The sequence below is a fragment of the Cupriavidus sp. 05L310 genome (assembly GCF_056398185.1).
Genome location: NZ_JBFTOX010000050.1, coordinates 1 through 19,401, shown reverse-complemented (window position 1 = coordinate 19,401; position 19,401 = coordinate 1). Strand labels below are relative to the sequence as shown.

At 61.0% G+C, this 19,401-nt stretch carries 17 protein-coding genes and 1 pseudogene; 5 read left to right on the top strand and 13 right to left on the bottom strand.

The genetic code is table 11. The annotated features are described in order from the left end of the window. Positions 1-95 precede the first annotated feature (95 nt). The 3 genes from AC1DS6_RS30185 (at position 96) to AC1DS6_RS30175 (ending at position 2,480) form a co-directional block, all read left to right on the top strand. Positions 96-770 (top strand): alpha/beta fold hydrolase, encoded by a 675-nt coding sequence (locus tag AC1DS6_RS30185; protein WP_477103740.1) that lies wholly within the window; start codon positions 96-98, stop codon positions 768-770. Positions 771-988: 218 nt separating this feature from the next. Then, a complete protein-coding gene (locus tag AC1DS6_RS30180) occupies positions 989-1,405 on the top strand; it encodes a limonene-1,2-epoxide hydrolase family protein (protein WP_477103739.1) in 417 nt (138 codons plus the stop codon). Positions 1,406-1,454: 49 nt separating this feature from the next. Continuing rightward, positions 1,455-2,480, top strand: a complete 1,026-nt coding sequence (locus AC1DS6_RS30175; RefSeq protein WP_477103738.1) for an SDR family NAD(P)-dependent oxidoreductase — start codon at positions 1,455-1,457, stop codon at positions 2,478-2,480. 1,530 nt (positions 2,481-4,010) lie between these two features. On the opposite strand, the gene AC1DS6_RS30170 is transcribed toward AC1DS6_RS30175, so the two are convergent. The 13 genes from AC1DS6_RS30170 to AC1DS6_RS30110 all read right to left on the bottom strand — a co-directional run bounded on the left by AC1DS6_RS30170 (position 4,011) and on the right by AC1DS6_RS30110 (position 18,402). Continuing rightward, complete coding sequence (locus tag AC1DS6_RS30170; RefSeq protein WP_477103737.1) at positions 4,011-5,222, bottom strand: MFS transporter; 1,212 nt, start codon at positions 5,220-5,222, stop codon at positions 4,011-4,013. A 4-nt stretch (positions 5,223-5,226) separates the two neighbouring features. Then, the gene (locus AC1DS6_RS30165) at positions 5,227-6,435 is read right to left on the bottom strand and encodes an ABC transporter substrate-binding protein (protein ID WP_477103736.1); all 1,209 of its coding nucleotides are present in this window, start codon (positions 6,433-6,435) and stop codon (positions 5,227-5,229) included. 1 nt (position 6,436) lies between these two features. Further along, positions 6,437-7,222: a GntR family transcriptional regulator gene (locus AC1DS6_RS30160; protein ID WP_447430116.1), complete on the bottom strand. Its 786-nt coding sequence runs from the start codon at positions 7,220-7,222 to the stop codon at positions 6,437-6,439. A 39-nt stretch (positions 7,223-7,261) separates the two neighbouring features. Next, positions 7,262-9,400, bottom strand: a complete 2,139-nt coding sequence (locus AC1DS6_RS30155; RefSeq protein WP_477103735.1) for an acetate--CoA ligase family protein — start codon at positions 9,398-9,400, stop codon at positions 7,262-7,264. A gap of 199 nt (positions 9,401-9,599) precedes the next feature. Continuing rightward, positions 9,600-10,361, bottom strand: coding sequence for an enoyl-CoA hydratase/isomerase family protein (locus tag AC1DS6_RS30150; RefSeq protein WP_477103734.1), 762 nt, complete (start codon positions 10,359-10,361; stop codon positions 9,600-9,602). Between the two features lie 5 nt (positions 10,362-10,366). Next, positions 10,367-11,089 carry an ABC transporter ATP-binding protein gene (locus AC1DS6_RS30145; protein WP_477103733.1) on the bottom strand — a complete coding sequence of 241 codons (723 nt, stop codon included), beginning with the start codon at positions 11,087-11,089 and terminating at the stop codon, positions 10,367-10,369. Next, positions 11,086-11,844: an ABC transporter ATP-binding protein gene (locus AC1DS6_RS30140; protein WP_477103732.1), complete on the bottom strand. Its 759-nt coding sequence runs from the start codon at positions 11,842-11,844 to the stop codon at positions 11,086-11,088. The genes AC1DS6_RS30145 and AC1DS6_RS30140 overlap by 4 nt, the downstream gene beginning before the upstream one ends. Further along, positions 11,841-12,794: a branched-chain amino acid ABC transporter permease gene (locus AC1DS6_RS30135; RefSeq protein ID WP_477103731.1), complete on the bottom strand. Its 954-nt coding sequence runs from the start codon at positions 12,792-12,794 to the stop codon at positions 11,841-11,843. The genes AC1DS6_RS30140 and AC1DS6_RS30135 overlap by 4 nt, the downstream gene beginning before the upstream one ends. 50 nt (positions 12,795-12,844) lie before the next feature. Further along, the gene (locus AC1DS6_RS30130; RefSeq protein WP_477103730.1) at positions 12,845-13,711 is read right to left on the bottom strand and encodes a branched-chain amino acid ABC transporter permease; all 867 of its coding nucleotides are present in this window, start codon (positions 13,709-13,711) and stop codon (positions 12,845-12,847) included. 440 nt (positions 13,712-14,151) lie between these two features. Then, the gene (locus AC1DS6_RS30125) at positions 14,152-14,817 is read right to left on the bottom strand and encodes a hypothetical protein (protein ID WP_477103729.1); all 666 of its coding nucleotides are present in this window, start codon (positions 14,815-14,817) and stop codon (positions 14,152-14,154) included. Beyond that, positions 14,780-15,763, bottom strand: coding sequence for an AAA family ATPase (locus AC1DS6_RS30120; protein ID WP_477103728.1), 984 nt, complete (start codon positions 15,761-15,763; stop codon positions 14,780-14,782). Before AC1DS6_RS30120 ends, AC1DS6_RS30125 begins: the two co-directional genes overlap by 38 nt. A 25-nt stretch (positions 15,764-15,788) precedes the next feature. After that, positions 15,789-17,774 (bottom strand): helix-turn-helix domain-containing protein, encoded by a 1,986-nt coding sequence (locus AC1DS6_RS30115; RefSeq protein WP_477103727.1) that lies wholly within the window; start codon positions 17,772-17,774, stop codon positions 15,789-15,791. Beyond that, positions 17,755-18,402, bottom strand: coding sequence for a hypothetical protein (locus AC1DS6_RS30110; protein ID WP_045243260.1), 648 nt, complete (start codon positions 18,400-18,402; stop codon positions 17,755-17,757). The genes AC1DS6_RS30115 and AC1DS6_RS30110 overlap by 20 nt, the downstream gene beginning before the upstream one ends. Before the next feature lie 208 nt (positions 18,403-18,610). Between AC1DS6_RS30110 and AC1DS6_RS30105 the strand changes: the two genes are divergently transcribed. After that, positions 18,611-19,015, top strand: coding sequence for a group II intron maturase-specific domain-containing protein (locus tag AC1DS6_RS30105; protein WP_477103726.1), 405 nt, complete (start codon positions 18,611-18,613; stop codon positions 19,013-19,015). A gap of 83 nt (positions 19,016-19,098) precedes the next feature. Further along, positions 19,099-19,401 (top strand): annotated as a pseudogene (locus AC1DS6_RS30100) (DDE-type integrase/transposase/recombinase); the annotation flags it as partial.

The window sequence follows — 19,401 nt, the reverse complement described above, 5'->3', positions numbered from 1 at the left end:
CGCTGTCATGGCAAGCGGGGAACAACGCGCGACGCCCAGACTCGAGTCGAACGGAGGCTGCATTGGAACGCATCAGACTATGGTTGCTACCCGGCATGATGAACACCGCCAGCGTGTGGGAGCCGATCGCCGCGGAACTCGCCGACGTGGCGGACACCCGCATTGCAGATCTGAGTTGGCAAACCAGCATTGCCGAAATGGCGCAGAGCGTGCTGGCGCAGCAGCAAGAGCGCTTCGCGCTAGCCGGCTTTTCGATGGGCGGCTACGTGGCGCAGGAAATCCTGGCGCAGGCGCCATCGCGCGTGTCTCACCTCGCGCTGCTCGGTACGTCGATGCGGCCCGAGAGTCCAGAACAGACGACCGCCCGGAAGACGCTGCTCGATGCCATTCAGGCGGATTTCTCAGCGCTGACGCACAGGCTGCTGAAGCTCAATCTCCATCCCGCGCATGATGGGGACAGCGTCCCAGCCCAAGCGGTGCGCACGATGTTCGAAACGCTTGGTCCCGACGTCTGCGCTCGCCAGCTCCGCGCCATCATGTCCCGGCGCGATACACGTGAGGCATTGCTTGCGGCGCAAATGCCAGTCGCCGTGATATGCGGACGGGAAGATCGCGTCGTACCGCCTGCGTTATCTGAGGAAATTGCCGCGCAGCTACCCGGCGCCAGCCTGACCTGGATCAAGCAGGCGGGACATATGGCGCCGCTCGAACAACCCTCAGCAGTTGCCAGTGCTTTACGGGAGTGGCTGCGGAAGCGAGGCGCCGCGTAGTGGCGTCGTTTTCTCGACATGCGAGATATTTTCCAGATTGATCTGGATAGACAGCACAGCAAGCACTGTAATCCAACTGCAAAGACTCTCGGCCCGGGGGCTAGCAGCATTCGATGGCAGCGGAGGCACGGGCGCGAGACCACGCAGGACCAGCGGCGACCGATCCAAGTCAGGGGCGGCAGCCGGCAATTCAATCGATAACGGAAAAAGGAATCCAGATGGCCACATCCACACTTTCGACCGAACAGAAGAAAGAAATCTTCAGGGAAATGGCACAAGCCTGGGAAGCAAAGGATTGGCAAAAGTGCGCCAGCCTGATCGCCCCGGACGGCGTGTTGCATTCGGTGATGCTAGACCCTTGCGTGGGACGGCAAGCATTTCTGGAGCGCATCGAGAAAGCGGCAAAGCCTAACAAGCATGTCAAGCTGCATATCCAGCGCATGGGTATCGCCAACGAGGCGCTCTTCGTGGAGCGGATCGACGAAATCATCATCGACGGTGTTGGCCGTTCGGTTCCGACGGTCGGCATCCTCGAATTCGACGGCGCGCTGATCTCGCTGTGGCGGGAGTACTACGACCGTCCGACGCTGCTGAAGGCCCTCGGCCTGAGCGCCGATCCTCACGCGCTAGGCTGACCCGCGGCACCGCGCAACGCATTCCAGCTCAACTATCCGTTCCAGTATCATGGCCAAGACCCCACTCAAGAAGATCATCGCGTTCTATTGCCGCTTCACGCTGAGCTACAGTGCGATCGGCTATCACGCTCGCCGCATGTTCTGGCACAGAATCAAGCCGGATTTCCGCGGGCACACCTGGCTGGTCACTGGAGGCTCCGAAGGGATCGGCGCCTCCGCTGCCCGGCAAGCCGTCGCGGCCGGCGCCACCGTCATCTGCGTGGCGCGAGATGCCGCCAAGCTGATGGCCTTCGCCGCCTCGGTGACGCGACCGGAAGCGGTACAGGTCGAGACAACGGACTTCTCACTGCAGGCTGACGTCTGGGCACTGGTTGACCGCCTGGAGCAGCGCGGGGTGCGCATCGATGTGGTGGTCAACAATGTGGGCATCCAGAAGCGGGACCAGATCATCACCCAAGAGGGCCTTGAGACCTCGTTTGCAACCAACATCCTAGGCCACTATCTGCTGTTGCGCGAATTGCTGGGACGCAATATGCTGCGCGACGATGCCACCGTGATCGAGGTAGCGTCGGGTGGCATGTACAACCACGCGATGGTGGTCGACGATCTCAATATCACCGGCCCCGGCTATCTCGGCGTGCGCGCCTACGGCCTTGCCAAGCGCGCGCAGATGATGCTGATGACGCATTGGCGTGCGGTCTTCGCCCGCACACAGAAGTCCTTCTATGCGATGCACCCCGGCTGGGTTGATACCGCCAGCGTCAACCGCTCGATGCCGCGCTTCGTCGCCATCCTCAAATCCGTGCTGCGCGATCATAAAAAGGGCGCCGACACGATCGTCTGGTTGGCCAGCCGCCGGCCAGTGCAGGTACGCCGCGAGGCGATCTGGTTCGATCGCAAGGAGCGGCGTCCGCATATCTACGCACATACACCTAAGTCCACTGCGACACCGTCCGATGTGGTGGCCAAGCTCGAATCGCTGGTGCTTCCGCGCGGCGATTCTGAATTTGTGAACTTGGCGTCAGTGAATTCGATAGAAATCCAAGCCGTCGTAGGGGGAAGGTCCAGCTCCTGAAGAGACAGTGGAGACACCGGCAGATGTGGAAATTTTTCCCGCCGATTGCCTCGCGATGCCGGCCAACCGTCTTTGGGCCCAGTGACAAGTCAAGTTCGAAATGAACTGTTGTTGGGCATGCGCGACGGGGCGTTTCAGCCGGGCGATTGGAAGCAATGGCGAATGCTGACCATCGCGCCAGCCTGGTTCTGACCTGGTAACGTATTGGCCGTGTGCATCGTAGGCGTCTTGTCATTCAAGCCGCTCAACTAAGTCCGCATAAGGCAGTTACATCGGCCCTGCGCTGGATGGGCCCCGCAACATCAATTAATAAATGGAGCCTCCATCAGGGTGATTCAATCAGACAGTCTCCTCGGGCGCGGATGTACGGGTATTTCACTCATGGAACTGATCCTCCTCTGCGTCCTTACTCACTGTCGTCCGGGTTCTTCCCAATCATCTTCGCCGGCTGCCTTCCCCGACCCACTTCTGTGGCCGATCGCTCGGTCACGTGGTTTTGGCCACGCGCAGGTACTACTCAGCCGTCCGACTACTTGCACAGCACCGCTCGCCACTTCGCTCCTCGCTTATAGGCTCACTTCCCGCAGACTGTGCCATTTCTCCTGAGGTCACACGCTGTTCTTCCGTACCGTGCGGCGGCTTGTATTGTAACCACGGTTTGCAGAGGGCAACCGGTGTCCATGGGACTTCCACCCAATGCTTCAGCACCCCAAGCGATGCTCCAAATACCACCGCGCCAGCGCTTTGCGGTGCTCCGGCGGCGTGGGCCGAATCCGGCCGGGTCGCCACCCCTGCCCGCCATAGCAGGTGCGACAGTGCGCGCAACGGTATGCGCGCTTCGAAAAGCTGTACGTTCACGCGATACGGCGCTTCATACCCGCACCGTCGACATGCCCACTCCATTAGACAGCGATGCGCCGGGCATCGAGCCGCACTCCCGGTTTGATGCAAGATGCTGTGGTAGCCGCGCGCCATGCAGGAGCGACAGTAGCTGAACACTTCGCTATAGCGTCGCCGCTCGGTTGCCTCGACCGACTTCCTGTCGAACAGGTAGCCCAGCGATGGAGTAAGCTTCGCCTCGTCGAGCGTGAGGATAGGAAAGCGCGGCGGCCGTAGAGGCGTCTCACAACGCGGCGGCGATGAGCACGCGTCCGGTTGCATGGTGTGACTGGTCAAAATGGCGAATGCGTTGTCAGGTGGTGTTGTGATGCGGCTGATGGGGCCGGACATCGATCGAACCATGGGAGTCGCTCGTCTCGATCTTGTGGAAATTCACGAACCTGCTCTGCGGCAGAATGCCCTCATAGGGTTCGTTCGGCTGAACGAAACCCTGGGCCCCAACAAAAACGCTGCGCATGGCATGGACATAACCGCAATGCCGTACCGCTTGAACCCATAATGCACTCGGGGCAGTAGCCCGGGCAGTCCCTCACAAGGGTTTTAGCGCTCCCTGAGTCAGTTCTGAGTGAGCGCGGCTATTGCTGGGCGCTATATCCGCAGCATTGTGCCCGAGACCTGATTCGCTGAAGCTCAGACCTTAACGTGGTCCTGCCGCTTCCTAAGCCTAAGCAGCCGGCGCATGCCGATTAGCCCGAATATCGGTCCCGGCAGCATGATCCACGCCACATGCGGCCCCAGTGCCGGAAAGGAACCCGTGGCAATCGGGATCGATACGGTTGTGAGTGCGAAGCCCAAGCAGTTCTGGATGGTGAGCGCGCTACCCAGCAGTTGCGGCGGGCAAGCCTGTATCGACATGGCCGAGAATTGCGGTGAATCGGCGATCACCGCGATACCCCACAGAAGAAGAATCGCCAGGACTAGCGCGCCAGGCGCTTGTTCGAGCATCGGATACAGCGCACATATGAGTCCGGAAGTGGCAAGCGCAACCCAGGCTACACGCGCCGAACCTACGTGCCGGCTTAGCATGCCACCAGCGATGCTACCCAGCGCGCCTACCCCGATTACCGAAAAAGCCCAGGCAGAGATCGTGCCGGGCGCGGCTGCGGTGCCATGCGCAAGAACTGGAGCCAGCAACAGCGGCACTAATGTCCAGAAGGTGTAGAGCTCCCACATGTGCCCGAAATAGCCGAGGGCAGAGGCCCGGAACGCCGGCACGCGGAATGCCTGCAAGACCTGGGCGCCACGTAGGACAGGGCCAATGCCGCGCGGCTGTACGTGCGGCCCATCCCCGAGCAAACCTACCAGCAACGCCGCAAGCAGCGCTAGACAAGAGGAGGTGAGCATCACCGACTGCCACGGTACCGACGCGCCCAGTGCTCGGATACCATGCGGCAAGGCTGTCCCGAGCGTAAGCATCCCTACAAGCAGACCCAGACTTTGTCCTGCGCGTAATGGATCCCAACTGACGACGAGCTTCATGCCCAGCGGGTAAATACCCGCCAGTGCCAAACCGACGGCGAACCGAAAGGCCATTGCGCCGGGCAGTCCTTGGCTGAGCAACGCGAAGCCGGCGTTACAAGCCGCGCCGAGGAGTGCACACACCACGAAGATTCGGCTCGCGGAATAGCGGTCCGCCAGGCCGCTAAGCGCGAATCCCAATGTCCCGGCGATGAAGCCGCCCTGCACGGCGTTGGTAAGCCAGCCGATATCCGCCGTGCTAAGGCCCCACAGCCGCTGCAGATCGTCAGCTGCGCTGTTGGCACTGAACCAGAGTGAGGTGCCAAACAACTGCGAGATGACGATCCAGGTCACCGGCCTGGCTTGGAGCGCTGCAGCGGCCATAGAGTCAGAGCTCCTTGCAACCGGTCTGGGCCGCATCAACCTTCACCGTATCCCACGGCAACGGCTCGACCACCTTCCAGCCGACCTTGGCGCCGTAGGGCGAGTCCTTCAGCGCGACAGTCTCCGAGAAGTAGGTGCCTACGGTGCCTTGGTGGTCCTGCTTGCGAATAGCGAGCTTGCCGACGACCGTATCCACTGATGACTTTTCCAGTGATGCGATCAGGTCCTTGGGCGACATTGACGGCGACGCGTCCATTGCAGCCAGCGCAAGGCGCATTCCGGCGTACGCCTGGATCGCCTGTGGGCCAGGCACGTTGTGGAAGGTGGCAGTGTATGCTTTGACGAAGCGCGCCATTTCCTTGTTGGTGCTTTCCGTCGTCCAGGAACCGAACAAGCCCGCGGTTACGAGCTGCGGGACGTCGCTGCCGAGCGCGGCAAGCATGGAGTCCGGCATGCCCAACGGCGGTAGCATGAACTGCTTCAGTCCAAAGCTGCGCACCTGCCGAATGAAGGCGGGCATGTCATCGCCTACCGCCAAGGCCAGGTAGATGGCATCGGCGCCGCTGCTCTTGATCTGTGAGATAGCGCTGGACCAGTCAGCCGTTCCCATTGAGCGGCCAGCCTCCCCCACGATCTTGACGCCCGGGATTTTGGCGAACTCTGCCTTGTTGCTCTGGCCCCAGACAACGTCGTGGTAGACAATGAACCATTTTTTTTGAAGCAACTCGGGACGCTTTTGCATCAGAACGCGTGTGGCATTCCCCACCATCGCATCGTTCGGGTTGGTGCGGAACACAAATCGGTTGCACTGCGCGCCAGTCACCTGAACCGCTTGGGCATTCGTGGTCACAATGGGAACATTCAGCCGATCAGCTTGCGCGGCCAAGCCCAGCACCAGAGCACTGGTGGCGCCGCCAACCAGAATGGGGGCCCGGTCCTTGATGACAAGTTTTTGCGCTTTCATCAAGCCGCTGGCGGCGTTGCCCTGATCGTCCTCTATCACAAGGCGTACCGGCTTGCCTTTGACAGTCGGATGGTCCTTGGCGGCCAGTTCATAGCCGTTTTTCATGTCGATGCCTAGGGGCGCGAGCGCACCGGTGGTCGGAACGATGACGCCGATCACCACGTCTTCCGCCGCGTTGGCCGCCGCGGGCAACAGCGCAGCGCACCTGATTGCTGCAGCGCAGAACGCAAACGTCTTGCTGACTTTCATGTCATCCCCTCTTCGAAGTGCCCGCTGCCAGCTTCACCTGGCGGGCGGTCTGATTGGCGCCCGCGGTTGCGCTATAAGGTGAGCCAGGCGGCTCGTCTTCCGCGATTTCACGGTCCTTGTCATACACGGCCATAATCCAGCGCCGCGCAGCTTCCTCGGCCTCGCGACTGTCGCCCCGCTCGATGGCGGCCAAGACCGCTTCCCAGTCCGCGATCCAGCTGGCGCGGTTGCCCTCGTCTCGCATTACCTTGCGCGTGATCGGTAGCGTCAACCGACGCAGCGACGTCAAAAATTTGCGCGCGTACTGGTTCTGTCCGGCTTCGACGAACTGCACGTTGAGCCGGAACATAAGCGCAAAGTATGTGTCAGTGTCCTCTTGCACGCTTGCCTTGAGCGCATCGGTTCTTTCGTGGAGCACCTTCACTGTGGCGGCATCGCGTTTCGACGCCGCCTCTGCGGCAATCAGGCCATAGAGCACGGCGCGTACGTCGAAGGACTCTTTCATGGTCTGCGGTGTCAATACCGCAACTGTGGCGCCGCGGCGCGGCTGGACATCCACCAATCCTTCGACCTGGAGTTGTTGCAGCGCTTCACGCACGGGACCCCGGCTGACATTGAAAGTCTCGGCAATCGTTGTCTCAATCAGCGGCTGGCCGGGAGCATACACGCCGCGGATGATGTCATCCGCCAGGCTGTTTGCAATTTGCTCGGCCAGCATCAGCGGTACTTTTGCGCCTCGGCCATCAGGCAGGTAGTTGTCTCGCCCTGAATCGTCTTTGTGGGCCATATCTGTCCTTAATTTCGTTTGCCGCTGCCGCGGCACTAATCAATGCGGCTTTGTCGAGAGCAAAAGCAGTTTCTGCAACGCCCGGACCGCCCTCGCAGTGGAGGGGAAGACCGCGATGCCTTGTTCCAGAAGCTCCACGCGTTTGCGACGCACGAGGTTCTCCTGTGTCTTGTCGCCGGTTGACCGTAGCGCCACGCACACATGGGGACCGCTGGAACTGGCGTTGGCAATGCTGGCACAGATGGATTCGATCTCCTTCACACCGTCGGCCTCGCTGTCCGAGAAATCCATGATCGAGCCCATTTCCACATATACCACCACCGCGTCGACGGCGGGATCCTTCTTCAATTGGTCGACGATGTCGCCGAAGATGTGTCGCTCACCTTCTTTCAGCCCCCACACTGGAATGTCAATCGGATTGGCGACGCTGGTGCCGGGCAGCCCGAAACGGCTGAGCGCATCAGCGGTAGCATCCGAGAAGGGCGGTACCTCAAGGCCTGCCCGTGCAGCGGCGTCGCAGCACGTCACACTGACACCGCCGCCAGAGCCAAAGATACCAAGGCCTGGTCCGCGCAGGCGGCCATGCGCGCTATGGATGAGGAAAGCATCCATCAGCTCGTCAACGCTATCGACCTGCAGCACGCCGGACTGCTTCACCGCGGCACGCCACAGGGTCTGGTCCGTGGCCAGCGCGGCGGTATGGCTGCCGGCAGCGACTAACCCTTGCTCAGTCGTGCCACCCTTGAACAGGATCACCGGCTTGCTAATCTGTCGCGCCAGGCGGAAGAACAGACCGGGGTCACGGATCGACTCACTGTAGAACGCGATCAGCGTAGTGGCCGGATCCGCTTCGCAAAACAGCAGGAAATCCACCAAGTCGAGGTCAATGCAGTTGCCGCAAGAGAGTACCCGTGCCACGGGAACGCCTTGCACCTGGGCGCGTCGCACCACGTCGCCCGCGAAGGTGCCGCTCTGAGAAATGAAGCTGATCCCGCGCGTGGCCGTCGGGCAATATTGTGCCGCACCCATCGCCATGCGGCTCGTCGCGCTGAACGTTCCGATGCAGTTGGGGCCAACCATACGCATGGTACCGTTCGCAAGCACTGCTGCGATCTCACGTTCCAGTGTCTCGCCCTTTGAGGGGTCGTCGCCTGCTGACCATTCCGAAAAGCCCGCGGTGAGCACCTGTACAACCTTCACGCCCTTTTCCTGACACTGGCGTAATGCGTCGGGCACCTGAGCGGCGCCGAGCGCGATATAAGCGCGATCTACTTGTGCCGGCACATCGAGGATCGCGGGGTATGCCGGCAGGTCGCAAATCGTCCTGGCCTTGGGATGAATCGGGTAGATTGGTCCGTGAAAGCCGAAATCCAGCAGGTTCCGGATGCTTCGGTAGCCGAGCTTCGTCGTGACAGTTGACGCGCCAATGAAGGCAATGGACTGGGGGTCGAACAATGACTCGGCGCCCTCCAGTCCCGCACGGCGGCGCGCAGCCGCCTCCGCTACTTGCGTCGCCGACAGGACCCGCGGGCCCAACTCCTTCGCCAGCGGCATGACGACCGCGTCCACTGCCAGGCAGCCGCTGGGGCCAACGATCACCGGATTGATATCGACGTCCCCGACTTCGCCGCGCACGATCAGCCCATCCGGACCTGCCACCGCCATAAGGCAAGAGTGCAGCGCCGCGCGCGCGTCCGGGTCGAGCGGGATGCACGCGGGCGGGAAGGCCTCGTCAATGAAGGCGGAGGCGGCGCGCTCGGTAAGCGGGGCCAGTGCCGCAGCGGGAGCAGCTTTTTGCTCCACGCCGGTACCCCCGGGACCCAGCAACACCACGGCGCCATAATCGCGATCAACCCGAGCCCCGATGAAAACCTCCAATCCCTGGGGCACGCGCTCTTCGACCAGTACACCTTCCAAACGCGCCTGTGGCGATGAAGCTCTGCACGCATCCAGGATATCGTCGAAGGCTTGACCTACCTCCGCCAAGGGAACCCCCACGCGCACGCCGCCGGCGGCCGCCTTATGCACAATGTCGGGTGATACCACCTTCATCACCACGGGGCGCTCAAGCGCTCGCGCCGCTTGTATCGCCTCGGCTGCAGAGCGGGCCAATTGCGGTCGGGTGGTTGCGATCCCGCAGGCGCGCAGCAGTTCTTTGGATTCAATCTCGTTCTTCATGGTTGTCCATTCGAAGGTAACTTGAATTAGCAAGCGGGCGCACGATTCAAATCAAGATCTTGCCGCTCTGGAACCAATGCAACGGCTCAGACGCGTGCCGCAATGTCACTGCGGTAGCGCACATCAGGTGGAGACGGCGCGGCGCAAGTTCGACTGGCAAAGGGGAAGTCTTCATTGGTCTGTGGAGAAGAGAGCGGGTCTATTGAAAGCGTGGCGCGCGCTTCTCTAGAAAGGCGCGGATGCCTTCGCTTGCATCGGGTGCGCGCTGCAGTTCGGCACTTACGCGCCATTCGTGCTCACATGCCGCGTCGGCGCCGGCGTACAGCCCTGTCTCGAGTCCGGTCTTTACCTCCCGTACCACGCCAGCCGAATGACGCGCGATCTCGCCGGCCATGGCCAGCGCAGCGTCAAGCGCACCACCTTGCGGCGCTGCGCGGCTGGCAAAGCCGAGGCGCAGTGCCTCGTCAGCTTTCATCTCGCGGCAGGTCACCAGCAGTTCGTGTGCCACCGGGCGCGGCAGCAGTGCCGGAAGCCGGCTTAGCTGTCCGCCAATCGGCAGCAAGCCAATGCGGGCGCCTGGCGCGGCAAAGCTGGCATTGGCCGCACATACGCGGAAGTCGCAGTTCAGCGCCAGAATAAATCCGGCCGCGAATGCATATCCGTTGATGGCGGCGATGGTCGGCGTACGCATGCGCGCAGGCATGAGGAAAGGCTCGTTGAGCGAAGCATCCGAGGCTTGGTCCTGATGCGTGAGCATCTCTTTCAGGTCATGGCCGCTGGAGAACGCGACATCGCCCTCACCAGTGATCACGACGCATTTCACCGCAGGGTCGCGCTCGGCGGCGTCGAGATGGCGTCCCAGCGTCTGTGTCATCTCATGCGTGAAGGCATTGCGCTTGGTCGGGTTGTCGATCGTGAGCACGGCGATGCCGCCACGCAGTTCGAGTCGGATGGCAGGCATCAGAGTCACTCCACAGTGAGTCGCTTTTCCAGGGAACCCGGGTCAGCGAGCACGCGTTCACGCGTCTCGCTGAAGACGATATGGCCGCTCTCGATGACCCGGAAGTGATCGCCGACGGCGGTGGCCAGCGCCAGGCTCTGCTCCACCAGCAGAACGCCAATTCCGCGCTCGCGCATCTCGAGGATGGCGTCATGGATTGCCTCCACGTAATTCGGCGCCAGCCCCTCGGTGGGCTCATCGAGCAGAATGTAGCGCGGGTTGGCCACCATCGCTCTGGCCACCACCAACATCTGCTGCTCACCGCCGCTTAACGTGCCGGCCAGTTGATCCATGCGCTCTGCCAGGCGAGGGAACAATCGCGTCGCATCGTCAATGGTGAATGCCTGCGAGTTTTCCGTAGCCGGCTGGCGCGCTACCTCCAGGTTGTCTCGCACGCTGAGGCTGGCGAATACCTTGCGGTCTTCCGGCACCAGCGTAACCCCGGCGCGGGCGCGTCGGTGCGTCGAACCGTTCAGTGGGCGACCGTCGCATACGATCTGTCCTTCCTGCCGGTCCACCAGGCCCAGGATGGCACGCAGCGTGGTAGTCTTGCCCATGCCGTTCAAGCCCAGCAGGCAGCTTACCTCGCCGCGCCGCACACGCATCGATACGCCATGCAGGATGTGGCTGCTGCCATACGAGGCCGACACCTGGTCGAGTCTGAGTTCGCGGTTAGTGATGCCGTTCATGATGCAAAGCTCCCGTGCAGGTACGCGCTCTTGACCGCAGCGCTTTCGCGAATGACCGCCGGCGGGCCGTCGGCGATCACCTTGCCGTTTTGCATCACGGTGATCGCATCGGACAGCGCCATCACCATGCCGACGTCGTGCTCTACCAGCACGATCGTCAAGCCCATTTCGTCGCGCAGTTTCAGGATCAGCTCGCCAATGCCATGGCGGTCTCCCTTGGACATGCCAGCCAGCGGCTCGTCCATCAAGATCAACCGCGGCTTGAGCGCCAGCCCGATGGCCACGTCGAGTGCGCGCTGCGAGCCGTGGGCCAGCTGCTTTGCAGTGAGGGCTGCCTTATCGGCCAGGCCGACGCCGCGAAGGTGCTGGTGCGCTTCGGCGGCGATCTCGGCTGCATCGGCACGGGAACACCGTATGCTGAAGTTCAGTCCGCGGCTGGAGCGAATCGCCAGCGCAACGTTCTCGCACAGCGTCAGTTCAAGAAAGACGCTGGTGCGCTGGAAGGTGCGAACGATGCCGCGGCCCGCGAGGCGTTCGGGCGTCCAGCCGGTGACATCGTTGCCGTCAAACGACACGCAGCCGGATGCCGGCGGGATCGCGCCGGTGATCAGGTTGAACAGCGTGGTCTTGCCTGCCCCGTTTGGCCCCAGGATGGCATGGATGGTTCGCGGCATGACGCTCAGCGAAACGTCTTGCACCGCCTTCAGGCCACCGAAGTGCCGCGACAGGCCAGTAGTTTGCAACAGCGCGCTCATCGTCCCGCTCCCTTATCTGCCCGTCCGGCCCGCGTCGCCCACAACGGCCGCAGCAATCCGTACAACCCGCCCGGCGCCACCAGTACGATCACCACGAACAACGCGCCGAAGTACACCAGCCACGCGTCTGTGATACTGCTGATCGCGTGCTCGGCAAAGGTGAAGGCCACCGCGCCCAGCGCGGGCCCCACCACGCTGCCGACACCGCCCAGTACGACGTACATCAGAATCTTCCCGCTCTGGAACCAGTGCAGCGATTCTGGCGTGATAGCGCCGTTGAACAGGACGAACAGTGCGCCCGCCATCGAAGCCAGCATGGCCGAAATGACGTAGGCGGTGAGCTTCAGGCGGAACACGTCGATGCCGATAAAGCGCGCGCGCTCGGCGTTGTCACGCAACCCCAGCCAGGCTTTACCCAGCGGCGTGGCTCGCAGGTAAATCACGCCCGCTACCATGGCCACCAGCACTGCCAGCAAAAGCCAGTACCAGGTGTTTTGGCCAACTATCTTCAGTCCGAACAGGGTGGGGGAAGGCACGCCCTGCAGGCCGTCCTCGCCCCCGGTGATACCGGCCACCACAAACACCAGCGAGTACAGTACCTGGCATAACGCCAACGTCAGGATGGCAAAGGCCTTGCCGACCTGGCGCAGGAAGATCAGTCCGACGCCGGTAGCGAACAGCAACGCCACCAGTGCCGCCATCAGCAGCAACAACAGCAGATCGGCGGTCACCCCGCGCGCCAGCAGTCCCGCAGCGTAGGCACCCAGGCCGAACCAGGCGGCATGACCGAAGGACAGGAGGCCGGTATTGCCCGTCAGCATGTCCAGGCTCACCGCCAGCATCGCGGCGATGAATGCATGCGAGAACAGCACGACGACAAAGGGCTGCTCGGTGAGCCACAGGGGAAGAAGCGCAGCAGCAATGACCACCAGCACTGCAGCAACGGACATCAGGTTGATGCGACGCGGCGGCACCCCAACTGGTAGAGACGAGGTCCTCATCATTCTGTCCTCCCTTCGCCAAACAGGCCACGCGGCCAGCGAACCAGCATGGCCATAAGAATTATGAACAGCAGCATCATTGCCGCGTGGCCGCCGGTGAAGGCCTCGCCAAGCACGACCACGAGCCCCACCAGGTATGCCGATACCACGGCGCCTCGAAAGCTGCCCAGCCCGCCGAGAATGACGGTCATGAACGACAGGATCAGCATCTTGTCGCCAACGGTTGCGTAGGCATTCAAGATCGGCGCGGATGCTACCCCTGCGATGCCAACGAGCGCAGCGCTCACGCCAACCACTGAATGCATCAGCACGTTGCGATCAATACCCAGGCATGCGGCCATTTCGCCGTTGTCATTCGCGGCCCGGACGCGCAGTCCCCACCGGGTTGTTTTCAAGACCAGCATCAAGGCGGCAGCCAGCGCGATTGACAATAGCGAGGCAAAGACCCGATACACCGGCAATGACACGCTGCCCATCTCCAACGTTCCGGCCAGCGCTGCAGGCGGCACCAGCACCTGGATGTCCCGGCCGCCCGCCTCGTACAGCAGTCCCGTAATTAGCATGGCCAAGCCAAAAGTCAGAAGAAGACCGTCCATCATGGGGCGGTGACGGATGCGCGAGAACAGAGCCCAGTCGATCGCCACGCCGACGGCGCCGACTGCCAGCGCCGTGAGCGGGAGCACCCACCACAGGGGTAAGCCCTTCGCCACCAGCCAGACGCCTGCCATGGCACCGATGCTGTAGAGAGCGCCGTGCGCGAAGTTGATGATTCGCCCGACGCCGTAGATCAGCGTCAGTCCGAGGCTGGATAACAACAGGATCGATCCGAAGACCACCCCGTTTAACAAGAGTGATAACAGAAGCACCGCCGGCCTCCTTGAACTGTTATTTGTTAACAATCGACTGTTACCAATTCTAGGCGCGCGCCGGCTTCCTTGAAGATGGGACTATTACCGACGGGGTTTACCTTGATAGACGGTGGGACGCACTTGCTCGGCTTGCGTAGACCAAAGGAAAGTTGTCACTGTTTCCGAAGTAATGTTGTCAATCTGCAAGACAGCGGCAGAGCGATCCGACGTAACATCAATGAAATCAAGGATTTACATCAGGCGAAGTAAAGTTGTCACCACCTGAGGTTCGCGAAGGTGTCAATCAGGTGTGCGACGCGACTGGGCAGCCCTAAAACTCCAGGCCCCCGACCATCTGGTGACCGCGATCGGCGACCTAAACGGAATCGAAAATCCTGACCGCCTTACTGCAGCGGCTGTCTTGTGATCGCGGTATGCGCTCAAGCCAGTGTCCGTGACTAACCAAGGCTCCTGCATCCCAGGCCATGCTCAAAGTAAGCCCGCGCCAACGCCTGGCGGTGCTCCGGCTTCATACGTCGATCACTGCCGGGTCGCCATAACACCTGCCGAACATAGCGTACGTGGCAATGCGCGCAACGGTATGGCGCCTCAAGCAGTTGCACGTTTACGCGATACGGCGTCTCATACCCGCACCGTGGACATGCCGACTCCATTGGGCAACGATGCACAGGACATCGAATCGCGCTCTCCATTTGATGCAAGAGGCAGTGGTAGCCGCGTGTCATGCAGCAGCGACAGTAGCGGAACACTTCGCAATAGCGTCGCTGCTCGCCTGCCTCGATGAGTGCCATGTGCAGCGCTTTTGTTGGCAAGCCCAGTGCTTCGTTCAGCCGAACGATATCAATCAATCCCCGCTGCGGCGGAATGCTCCCGTAGGGATCGATGTCCGGTCTTACCAGCCGCATCATAGCCGCACCAGACAACGCATTCGCCATCTTGAATTTCCACAAGATCGAGACGAGCGACTCCCACGGCTCGATCCACTTCTTGTCGAACACGTAGCCCAGCGCCGGTGTGAGCTTTGCCTCGTCGAGCGTGAGGATAGGAAAGCGCGGCGCTCCCACCTCACAAGGCGGCGGCGACGAGCACACGTCCGGTTGCATGGCGTGACTGGACATAACCGCAATGCCGTACCGCATGAGCCCACAACGCTGGCTCGGGACAGTAGCCCGGGCAATCCCTGATCTCGCTGTCTTTCAGCAGGATCTCGACGGCACGAGCGAACGACTCCATCGGGATCTCGAGTTTGCCTGGCAAACTGGCCTTGTGATGCGCCGTCTCGAACGCCTCCCACAGCGCGTCGGCATCGCTGACCAGCCGATAACCAGCATCAAACGCTTGCGGAACGTAGAATCGGGTAAAGCTCCATTGGCTACGCTCAGGATAAGCCGTCTCATCATAGCCGCTCAGACACGTCGCCACGTCCTTCGCATTTCGAATGCCGTAGAAAGCCAACTCCTCCACCATCAGCCGCGCGACGATCTGCGTCTTGCCTGCCACCTGCATGGCGGTTTTCTGAGCGAGTAATTCCTGCTGCCCGACGAGGAACGTGAACAGCTTAATCTGTTGTCGATCCAACGCATCGTGAACATCGCGCAGCCATTCGTATTCATTGTCGTTGTAGCGCTGCGCCTCATCACAGAAGAGCAGCACCGTGCCACTGCCTGCCCGAGCGGCGGCCTCACGTATCCTTAGAGCGAGGCGCATACGTTTGGCCGGGTTGGCGCCAGCGTTAGGATCCTGATCACCAACAGCTTCAAGCAGGTTTGCGAAGAACGGTCCCTCGGCATGCCTCGGTTTGTGTTCGCATCGTGCGTGGTAGCTGATCATGCGTGGATGATTGCGTGCCAACAGCAATCGCACGTACTCGATCGCCCGTGTCTTACCGATGCGCGACGGGCCGTAGATCATCGCGCCCATGATCCTGTAGCGCAGACATCGAGCGACCAGTTCGTAGAGTTCTTCGATGGCCGGCGTGGCAATGCGATAGTCTCCGGTGACCAAGGGGTGCAGCGATGGATCGATCGGACGCGGTATTTGAAGCGACATGATGACTCCCACGCGAATGACAGGGTTAAAAGACCTGGCCGGTACCGATATTCAGTTTCTTCGGACGTGTCGGTGTTTGCGGCTCGGAGGCCTTGTCTACGGTCGGCGCCGCAGCTGCGTTCGCTGTAGGCTGCGCTGCAGATGTGCCCCGCCCCAGCGCAGTTCGCACCGTCGGCGCGGATGACAGAATTCGCTTTGCCTCCGCCAGTTCGGATGCAGCCTTCCGTGTCTTCTTTGCCTGAGCCAGCTTTCCGTGGACGTATTCCTCGATGGGATTCGCCTCGACTGGCACACGTGACCGCTTCTTGTCTTTCCTCTCCTTATCGATTTGCTGGCGCAGTTTCAGGCTGTGCCGCATCACGCCCCAGCCCCCTTGCGCCTCCAAGAGCCCCAACTCAACGCCGTCAGGTTGGAACGCACGGACACAGCGAAGATCATCGGCATTCAGATAGATAAGCAGGCTCTTGCCGATCAGATCGGTGCTGCAGGCGAGGACGCTGCTTGTGTAGCGCACGCCATACAAGTTGATGTGCGGTCGAACGCCCTGATCGAGGTACGCGCGCACTGTGCAACGCCTGGCCGATTGCATCAGGCACAGCGTGCGGCGACGATGCTCGGGCAGCCATGTCACCAACTGTTCCTTGCCCCGAATGAAATACTCCATCGCCTCAAGTGGCGTGACATTGTTCAGGCTTGTATGCGGCGTACCGTTGTAGCTCGCGATCGCGTATTCGACCAACTCCTCCAACTCGTCAAACGACACAAACAAGCGTAGCTTTCCCTTGGGATCGGCCAGCGCGCGCCGCAAATCACGGGGATGCGAACCCGTATAGCCAGGCAATCTGGAAGACAGTCTGCTCGCAATGGTCCCGAAGAAGCGTTCGATGTAGGGTCGATCATCGGGACTGTACTTCGGCCCTGCGTCTGCACAACAGCCAACGAATTCGCACAAGGCATCCAGTGTCTCCTTGGCGAGGTTCGCCTTCGCATTGTCAAGCTTCATCCACTCCCAGGTGGTGTACGCGAGTTCTGGCAGGCGCTGTGAGGGAAAGCCGTCGTGCGAACCGTAGACCAAACCAGGAATCGTAAAGTCGCGTGGTTGATGCGGTTCCAGAGCCGACTCGATGGTCTTGATGACGTCGTAGCGGCTATACTCGCGACCCAGCGCCAGGTGATAGCCCAGCACCGCACGCGTGCAGACGTCGATGATCGCGAGCAACCAAACGCGTTCGATCTCGAACTCATGTTCAAAGCCCAATGCATCGCGTACTACCACCTTCAGTCGGATATCGAGTCGGTGACCGTCGAACTCCACGACCTGATAGGGGCGCATGGCCGGCCTACTGTCCGACTTATCGTAGTGCGGCAGCCCCTTCAGGTGCGTGGCGCCTGCTGCCCGTGCCGCCGTGCGGAAATCGCGCAGCAACTCGACTTTAAGCCGCGCGGATAGCGACCGAATGGCACGACCATCCGTATTGAAGGGGTAGTCCACCGCCGTCAGACCGAGGGACCGGCATTGCCACAGAAACTCCGCGTGCAGTGCATGCAGGCCAATCAAGCGTGTCTGCAGTCTTCCATCGGTATGAACCTGTTCGAGCGACACGCAGCGCCGTTTTACTTTTAGGAGCAGCCATCCCGAGAGCGTTGGAAAGCGCTCTAAGAAAAGCGCGAACGCGCCCGCTTTACCACTTCCGTCTTCGCTGGGTCGGCCATTGACCGGACTTACGCGGACGTACTCATTGACGCGCACGTGCGCCAACAAGGCGCGGAATCCAAATATGCGTCCGTCAGGATGCGGAGCCAAGCCTCGCTCGATCCACCGATAGATCTGTCGACGGTTGACGCCGGTTACCTTCTCAATGTCCTTTACACGTTCGCCGCGCGCGTAGCGCTCGACGGCCTCTATTCTTCGCTTCGTGACCTCGCGCGCTGCGACGTCAAGCTTAGTCCACGCGATGCTTGGCCACGAGCTCAAATCGATTGATTGAAACTCAGGCTTGCGGCGAATCATGGCCGGCCTCCCCGACTGCAAACTTCGTCATCCACGACAATGGGTCGGTTCGTAATTCCCCAGCATGCACGCGACCGGAATGCAGTAGACTGAAGATGGCGGCGCGCACAAGCACGGGGTCACCTTTCGAGAACTCGCGCTCGATGGCTAGAAGCGGCTTTGGACTGGCGACGAAGCGCTCGACCGCGTCGAGCAGTGACACTGACACGAGACCTCTTGTGGCTACGATGCTTGGCAGCATGCGCTGCCAGTTGTCGATCCAGATGCGTGATGCTGCCTGTTCGGCCGCGTTGACCAGCCGGACATTGAGCACGTCAGCGCTCAACTCGAGGCCGTCCTTCGCTTCTTCATCGATAACTGGATTTGGCAGGAGCACCAACTCCTGACGATCGGAGTACGAGACCAGGAAGTCTGCAAGGTATCGCCGTCCGCGAAACTGAATGAACCCGGGGCGCTCACAAAAGCGGCCGATTGCCGGATCGGATTCGATCAAGACCCATTGGTCGAACGCACAGCGTCGGTAAAAAGTTAGCCTCCGCTTCAGCTTCGGACTGAAGGCTTCGAAGCGGTGCGCGCCGCGCGGGCGGACGAGCGCAACCGGCTCCACTATGTGCAGAGAATCTTCCATAAGATCAATGCCTTACGAGCGGGATTCGAAGTCTAGGATGCCAATTGACGAAATTAATCCGGACTTATGCGAATTGACGACTTTGCTTCGCGGGGAGTGCAAGTAATACTGTCAATTCACCGGCCGGGCCTCTATATACGGCGCGGGTTCCAGGCAGATTCCGGAGTGACAGAATTGCTTCGTTCTACGATTGTCGGGCAACTACGGCATGAACCGGATGGACCTGATGGAAAGCCTGAATCGGCAGATTGCTGGCTGGGCTGCCTTCTATCAATACACCGACTACACGGCCACCATGTTCAAGAAACTAGACCGAACGGTCTTCTGGAAACTCGGGCACTGGCTCGCGCGCAAGTATCGGCGCGGGTTCAGGTCGCTGATGCGCGACTGCATCCGGGCGCCGGAGCCGGGACAGGCTACAACATGGGTGTTACAAGGCCAGAACAGTCGGGGGTGGTATGGGGTGGTGGCGCTTCGGCGTCTCGTTACCAGTCGCAAAGGTCGTTTTACTTGGCGGACCCTGACAGAAAATCCATACATCCTGCGCGATGAGACACGCCGTACCATCGAGTCGCGCTACCCCGATGTCGCCTTTGCTATGAGTAACACTTGAACGGAGAGCCGGATGCGCTGAGAGGCGCAAGTCCGGTTCGGAGAGGAGAGGCAGGGAAATAGTCCGACTACGCCCTGTCTCTTACTCTACTCTGGACCGACGAAGGCTGGCTGTATCTGGCCATCGTGCTTGACCTATTCAACCGCGAAGTGGTTGGCTGGTCGATTCGGCCCCGGATGACGGCAGATATCGTGACAGACGCGCTGGCGATGGCTTGGTTCCGCCGCAAGCCCGCATCGGGATTGATTCACCACTCGGACCGAGGCAGCCAGTATGCTAGCCAGGCCTTCCAGGCCAAGCTGGTGGATTACGGCATGGTCTGCTCGATGAGTCGCAAAGGGAACTGCTGGGACAATGCCCCGAGCGAGAGCTTCTTCAACAGTCTG

Coding starts and splice junctions, on each gene's coding strand:
- AC1DS6_RS30155 (WP_477103735.1), bottom strand. CDS start 9,400: ATGAAGAACGAGATTGAATCCAAAGAACTGCTGCGCGCCTGCGGGATC.
- AC1DS6_RS30115 (WP_477103727.1), bottom strand. CDS start 17,774: ATGATTCGCCGCAAGCCTGAGTTTCAATCAATCGATTTGAGCTCGTGG.
- AC1DS6_RS30145 (WP_477103733.1), bottom strand. CDS start 11,089: ATGAACGGCATCACTAACCGCGAACTCAGACTCGACCAGGTGTCGGCC.
- AC1DS6_RS30135 (WP_477103731.1), bottom strand. CDS start 12,794: ATGTCCGTTGCTGCAGTGCTGGTGGTCATTGCTGCTGCGCTTCTTCCC.
- AC1DS6_RS30170 (WP_477103737.1), bottom strand. CDS start 5,222: ATGGCCGCTGCAGCGCTCCAAGCCAGGCCGGTGACCTGGATCGTCATC.
- AC1DS6_RS30180 (WP_477103739.1), top strand. CDS start 989: ATGGCCACATCCACACTTTCGACCGAACAGAAGAAAGAAATCTTCAGG.
- AC1DS6_RS30165 (WP_477103736.1), bottom strand. CDS start 6,435: ATGAAAGTCAGCAAGACGTTTGCGTTCTGCGCTGCAGCAATCAGGTGC.
- AC1DS6_RS30175 (WP_477103738.1), top strand. CDS start 1,455: ATGGCCAAGACCCCACTCAAGAAGATCATCGCGTTCTATTGCCGCTTC.
- AC1DS6_RS30105 (WP_477103726.1), top strand. CDS start 18,611: ATGAACCGGATGGACCTGATGGAAAGCCTGAATCGGCAGATTGCTGGC.
- AC1DS6_RS30140 (WP_477103732.1), bottom strand. CDS start 11,844: ATGAGCGCGCTGTTGCAAACTACTGGCCTGTCGCGGCACTTCGGTGGC.
- AC1DS6_RS30125 (WP_477103729.1), bottom strand. CDS start 14,817: ATGCAACCGGACGTGTGCTCGTCGCCGCCGCCTTGTGAGGTGGGAGCG.
- AC1DS6_RS30150 (WP_477103734.1), bottom strand. CDS start 10,361: ATGCCTGCCATCCGACTCGAACTGCGTGGCGGCATCGCCGTGCTCACG.
- AC1DS6_RS30160 (WP_447430116.1), bottom strand. CDS start 7,222: ATGGCCCACAAAGACGATTCAGGGCGAGACAACTACCTGCCTGATGGC.
- AC1DS6_RS30185 (WP_477103740.1), top strand. CDS start 96: ATGATGAACACCGCCAGCGTGTGGGAGCCGATCGCCGCGGAACTCGCC.
- AC1DS6_RS30120 (WP_477103728.1), bottom strand. CDS start 15,763: ATGTCGCTTCAAATACCGCGTCCGATCGATCCATCGCTGCACCCCTTG.
- AC1DS6_RS30110 (WP_045243260.1), bottom strand. CDS start 18,402: ATGGAAGATTCTCTGCACATAGTGGAGCCGGTTGCGCTCGTCCGCCCG.